The organism is Mailhella massiliensis, assembly GCF_020741395.1.
Taxonomy (GTDB): Bacteria; Desulfobacterota; Desulfovibrionia; order Desulfovibrionales; family Desulfovibrionaceae; genus Mailhella; species Mailhella massiliensis_A.
On record NZ_DYZA01000243.1, the window covers coordinates 1 to 5,912 of the forward strand.

Sequence of the window (5,912 nt, forward strand, 5' to 3'; positions counted from 1 at the left end):
AATCATGTTCGGCCGACTCAAGGATTGGCGCAGAATAGCCATGCGTTATGACCGTTGTGCCCACACGTTCTTTTCGGCCATTTGTCTCGCTGCCATTGTCATCTTTTATATTTAATGAGTCCTGAACCTAAAGAAAAGCCCGTCACCAAGCTGGAGGATATGAAGGGCCTGCGCATGACGTGTATGAGCAAGCCTTTTGCCGATGCCGTGCAGGCTCTGGGGGCCAACCCCATCACCGTTCCTCTGCCGGATATCTATATGACGCTCTCGCGCAATTCCGCCGATTCCGCCCTCTTTTCCCTGCTGGCCTCAGGCTCCATCAAAATTAACGATATCATCAAGCATATCACGCTGATCAGCCTGTGCAAGGATATCCGCTTCGTGGGCATCAACAAAGATCTGTGGGACAGCTTCCCCCCGGACATACAGAAGGCCATTGAAAGCACCTGCTGCAGCGAGGAATGGGCATACCGCATGTCCCAGGTCATGGACAACGGGGATATCTCCGGCAAGGAACTGCTTACCAAGTCCGGAGCCAAATTCTATACCCTGGACGAAGCCGAAAAGGCTCGCTGGATCAAGGCCTGCGAGCCTCTTGACCAGACCTGGATAGATAAGGTCGTGGAGCTCGGCATTGCCAGAAGCGACGCGGAAACGCTGCTCAAGCAAGTCCGCAGCACAGGCGCGGAAGTCACGGCATCCCTTGCCGCGAAGACGGCACAGTAAGCTTTCCTTCAAAATTCCATCGGCCTCGGGTTCCTTTTCCCGGGGCCGGGATGCGACCCCGTACTCTCAAAGCAAAAACACCAGCAAGGGAGGATGATCATGAGTTCTGGTATTGAAAACGCTGCGCATCGCCTGAGCGTGCTTTCCAAAAGCATCAACGGCGTATTCTACAAGCTCTCCGCGCTGGCGGCGGGACTCATGGTCATCCCCACCGTCCTGGACGTGCTCAGCCGTTTCCTTTTCGACAAATCCCTTATAGGGGCCATGGAACTTGTCGAGTTCTGCATGGTCGTTCTGGTGTTCAGCTGCTTGGGCTACATTCAGGACGACCGCTCCCATATCAGGGTCACCCTGCTTACCGATCATTTTTCCCCAAGTATACGGGAAATGCTGGAAACGGTTTCTACGCTGTGTCCCTTCCTTCTGCTCTGCCTCGTCACATGGTGCGTGTTCCAGAACGGCGTGACCAAATCCGGCACCAACGAGCTGAGCGGCATGCTGGGAATCCCGCTTGCGCCCTTCATCTTCTACGGCGCTCTCGGCTGCCTCATCTTTTCTCTGGCCCTGCTTGCAAATTTCATCTCCGTCGCTGCGGACATGCTGTCCCGGAAGATGTATGTTTCCTTCCTCTGCGGCATAGCGCTCAGTATCCTTCTGCTTTCCCTCCCCTTCCTGGTCCGGGGCACGGAACTTGCCGACAATTACATGCTTCTCGGGTCCCTCGGCATGCTCATTCTCATGGCAAGCATACTTCTGGGCATGCCCATAGGCCTGGCCATGGCGCTGATGGGATATATCGGTATGCTGGTCATCTACCCCACGTTCAAAGCTTCCTTCTCCATGCTTGGCGTGAACCCCTACAACGTAGCCTCCAACTACACCTATACCGTAGTACCCATGTTCATTCTCATGGGAGAACTGGCCATGTACAGCGGCATAAGCCAGGATCTGTTCAACGCCGCCAACGTATGGCTCGGCCGCCAGCCCGGCGGACTCGGCATTGCCACCGTAAGCGGATGTGCGGGCTTCGCCGCCGTTTCCGGCGATTCCATGGCCACCGCCGTGACCATGGCTTCCGTAGCCCTTCCTGAAATGCGCAAGAAGAAGTACGACCCCGGCCTTGCCTGTGCCACCCTCGCCGCAGGCGGAACCCTGGGCATACTCATCCCTCCGAGCACGGGCTTTATTTTCTACGCGCTCGTTACCGAAGTCTCCATAGGGAAGCTCTTTGTGGCGGGCATTATTCCCGGTATTCTCCTGACCATCATGTTCATTGCCGTACTGCTTTTCATCGCCTATCGCAAGCCGGAACTCTCTCCCCGGGGAGAAGCCACCACATTCAGGGAAAAAATCCGTTCCATCCGGGGCATTTTCGCCATGGTCGCCCTTATCTTCCTCATTCTCGGCGGCATACTCCTCGGCTGGTTCAGCCCCAATGAAGGCGGCGCCGTAGGCGCTGCGGGTACGCTTCTTTACGCCGTGTGTCGCCGCCGCCTGAGCTGGCAGGACTTCAAAAACGCCCTTGACTCCACAGCCGAGGTGACGGGACGGCTTCTTCTGATACTCATCGGTGTAAGCATCCTGGGCACCTTCCTCGCCGCTACAGCCCTGCCCTACGACCTGGCCGACGCCGTGGTCAACCTCCATGCCAACAAATACGTCCTTCTCACGGCCATAGTCATCTTCTATATCATCATGGGCTGCCTCATGAACGTCATACCCATGATTCTGCTCACGCTCCCGGCTATCTATCCCACCATCATAGAACTCGGCTTTGACCCTGTATGGTTCGGTGTGGTGGTCGTCATCCTCATGGAGGCCGGACAGATCACCCCGCCTGTGGGCATCAACGTCTTCGCCCTGAGCAGTGTGGCGACCGACGTACCCATGGCCAGCATTTTCCGAAGAGTGGTCCCCTTCTTCCTGGCCATGATGTTCCTGGTCTTTCTGCTTGCAGCATTCCCGCAGATAGCCCTGTGGCTGCCCTCCATACTGTTCTGACGCGGGCCCATACCGTAAACCCGCATGCGACGCCCGCGCTCCGGGGCAGCCTGTGAGATACCGCGACAGGCAAAAAGCGGCCATGGACACTCCATGGCCGCTTTTCTGCGCCTGACAGCCTCCGCAGATATCGGAAGAAGGGGGCCTGTGACTAGCCGATTTCCTTAAAAAAACGCCCTTACTCTACACGGCCATTGCTTTTTTCCTGCTTTTGCGAATAATCCAACCCATTGCAGGAGAACAGCATGGACAGCGCGCACACCATAAAAGAAGACGATTCGCCCAGGATCACACGGCTTCTGCGCATCGCGCAGGAAATACGCCGGGAACCGCTTCAGACGCAGGAAAGCCTGCGGCAGAAATTCGGCATCAGCCGAAGCCAGTATTATAAGGATAAAGCGGCCCTGGCTGCTGCGGGCTTCCGCTTTGATTTCCAGAAAAAACGGGGCTTCCGTGTTCTGGAAGACAGGCTCACCCCCATTACGGGCCTCACTTTCAGCGACCGCCTTCTGCTTATGTTCGCGCTGGAGCATCTTGCCGCGGAAGGTGACGGCACCCTGGCCGCCCTTGCCATGGAGACCGGCCGGAAGCTTGCCGGGGGCCTGGACTCCCCCTTTCGAGAACAGCTACAGAAAAGTTTCGACTCCTGCGTCACCATGGGCACGTTCGGCGTCAGGCCGGAAGTACTGTCCTCCTTGCAGGATGCCGTGAGCCGGGGCCAGCGCGTCCGCATACTGTACACCAGGGCTGCGGACTGGACCAAAAGCTGGAGGGAAATAGACCCCCGCCGTATCTATATCCGCAAACGCGCCATCTATCTTTATGCAAGGACGGTGGATGAAACGCCCCCTGCCTGGAAAATCTTCCGCCTGAACCGCATCGACGAGGTCCGCCCCACGGGCGTATTCTGCTCCTGGGATCCTATGGACGACTGCGGCTTTGAAGAAAAGCAGAAAAATGCCTTTTCCGGCGTATTCGGCGACAGGCTCTACAATGTCAGCCTGCGTTTCACCGGTGGAGCCATGCGTTACGTCCTGGAAAAAACATGGCATTCCAGCCAGCAGATACGCCGCTCCGAACATGAGCTGCTCTTTTCCGTGCGTGTTTCCGACCCGCAGGAAGTGCTGTACTGGGCGAAACAATGGGGAAATGAGGCCGAAGTGCTCAGCGTGGAACTGGCGGAGGAACAGTAGCTCCTCATCCGGCATGCGGCGAGGCTCCCCCTTCCTTTTTCTGAAAAGGCCCGCACGCGCTCCGGCGGCCCCCAGGAAGGAACGGCCTGTCCGCCCCTCCGCCTTCATGGCGTCCTTTTCCCCGGCCGTCCACACAGCAGTAGATGCCGCCCGCTTTTTTTCTTTCCCCCTCCCCGCTTCCTGCTACGCTTTCTTCTGAAAGCGAAGAAAAACTTTCCCGCCAGGGATGTTCCCGGCGGAAGACGAGGGAGAACATACATGCCTCAAACACAGCATCAGCTTTGCCCTGCGGCAGAAGAAGAACCCTGCCGGAATGAAGTGCTTGCCCTCCTGTGGAGTGAACCCGGCCTGCTTGCCCTTGTGCCTGAGCAGGATGAGGAGCTCTGCCTTGCCGCCGTACAGGAAAACGGTCTTGCCCTGCGCCATGTGCGTTGCCAGACGAATGCCGTGTGCCTCGCCGCAGTTCTGGAAAACGGAGAGGCGCTGGAATTTGTGCGTGAACAGACGCCAGCCCTCTGCCGTGCGGCCGTCATGCAGAACGGCCTTGCCCTGCGCTTCGTGAAGGAGCAGGACGACACGATATGCGAGCTTGCGCTGAAGCAGAACCCGGACGCGCTGGCTTATGTGCGCAACATCACGCCGGAGCTTCTCCGGCTCGCGGCCTTTTCCCCTCTGGGCACCTCTTTTATTCCCGAAGGCGCATCGCCCGATCTTTTTCTGGACAGGGAGGCCTCCGCACGCCTGGCTCTGGCCCGCATCGCCCATCCAACGGAAGAAGAATGCCTGCGCGCCGTCATGGCCGATCCCGACGCTCTGGAGATGCTCGATGCACAGCAGCAGACGGAAAGGGTATGCCTTGCCGCCGTACGCCAAAAAGGCGAAGCCCTGCGCCATGTGCGCTGCCAGACCAATGCCGTGTGTCTTGCCGCCGTACAGGAAAACGGCCTTGCCCTGCGCTTTGTGCGCATACAGACGGAAGAGCTTTGCATGGCCGCCGTGAGGACAAACGGCGCGGCCTTGCGCTATGTGCATAGGCAGACGGAGGAAATATGTCTTGCTGCCGTGCATAATGATGACGACGCACTCTGTTATGTACGGAATAAGACCCGAGAAATCTGTATGGCCGCCATGGAGCAGGGAGGCACGTCCATACGCTTCCTGCCGGAACAGGATGAAGAACTCCAGCTCGCCGCCCTGCGGACAAGCGCCTACAGCCTGCGCTGGATAGCCCGGCCTTCGCGAAAAATTCTCATGGAAGGGGTGAAAGAATGGGGGAATGCCCTGCAGTTCGTTGCCGGGCAGGACGAGGAAATCTCCATGGCTGCCCTGGAAAATGACGGCGACAGCCTCTGCTATGTCCACAGACAGAATGAGGCTCTCTGCCGGCAGGCCCTGGCAAGCGGGGGCTGGGAATCTACCCTGCGGTGGATACGCCTGCCCCAGACCCGGCAGCTCTGCTTTCAGGCCTTGCAGGCCAACGGCCTGAACCTGCGCTATGTCCGCGAGCAGGACCATGCCCTCTGCCTTGAGGCCGTCCGTCAGGACGGCATGGCTTTGCAGTATGTAGACAAGCCCACGGAAGATATCCGCCTCGCCGCCGTCACGCAGAACGCGGAGGCGCTGCGCTTCATCCTCTCCCCCTCAGAAGAAGTACAGCGTGCCGCAGTCCTGGAAAGCGGCGACGCCCTGCAATACCTCCTCTCTCCATCGGAAGAAACGGCCATGCTCGCCGTCACGCGGCATCGCTGGAGCGGCAGCCCCTTGCGCTATGTAAGAAATCAGACCGAGGCGCTCTGCCTGGAAGCGGCCAGACATTCGAAGGAAGCCCTGCCCTTCATCCGGGACAGGGCCGTAGCCGCCCGGGTACGGGCCGCGCTGGAAAGGGAAGAGAAAGAAAAAACCGAGGAATAGGGCCCTGCCTGCGGCGGAAAAGGAAAAGCCTTTGCCAAGGCTCCCCGGAGAGCATATCCCTGCGTGTGGACTGCCTGCGAA

The 5,912-nt window shown here is 58.5% G+C and carries 4 protein-coding genes and 1 pseudogene; all 5 read left to right on the forward strand.

What is annotated here, in order from left to right:
* Window positions 1-115 (forward strand): annotated as a pseudogene (locus K8W16_RS11805) (IS5/IS1182 family transposase); the annotation flags it as partial.
* The gene (gene dctP, locus K8W16_RS11810) at window positions 115-726 is read left to right on the forward strand and encodes a TRAP transporter substrate-binding protein DctP (RefSeq protein ID WP_304124095.1); all 612 of its coding nucleotides are present in this window, start codon (window positions 115-117) and stop codon (window positions 724-726) included. The pseudogene K8W16_RS11805 and the gene dctP, both read left to right, overlap by 1 nt.
* Before the next feature lie 99 nt (window positions 727-825).
* Window positions 826-2,727: a TRAP transporter large permease subunit gene (locus K8W16_RS11815; protein WP_304124098.1), complete on the forward strand. Its 1,902-nt coding sequence runs from the start codon at window positions 826-828 to the stop codon at window positions 2,725-2,727.
* 245 nt (window positions 2,728-2,972) lie between these two features.
* Window positions 2,973-3,920, forward strand: a complete 948-nt coding sequence (locus K8W16_RS11820) for a YafY family protein (protein ID WP_304124101.1) — start codon at window positions 2,973-2,975, stop codon at window positions 3,918-3,920.
* A gap of 258 nt (window positions 3,921-4,178) precedes the next feature.
* Window positions 4,179-5,831: a DUF4116 domain-containing protein gene (locus K8W16_RS11825; RefSeq protein ID WP_304124103.1), complete on the forward strand. Its 1,653-nt coding sequence runs from the start codon at window positions 4,179-4,181 to the stop codon at window positions 5,829-5,831.
* The last annotated feature ends 81 nt before the right edge of the window (window positions 5,832-5,912 follow it).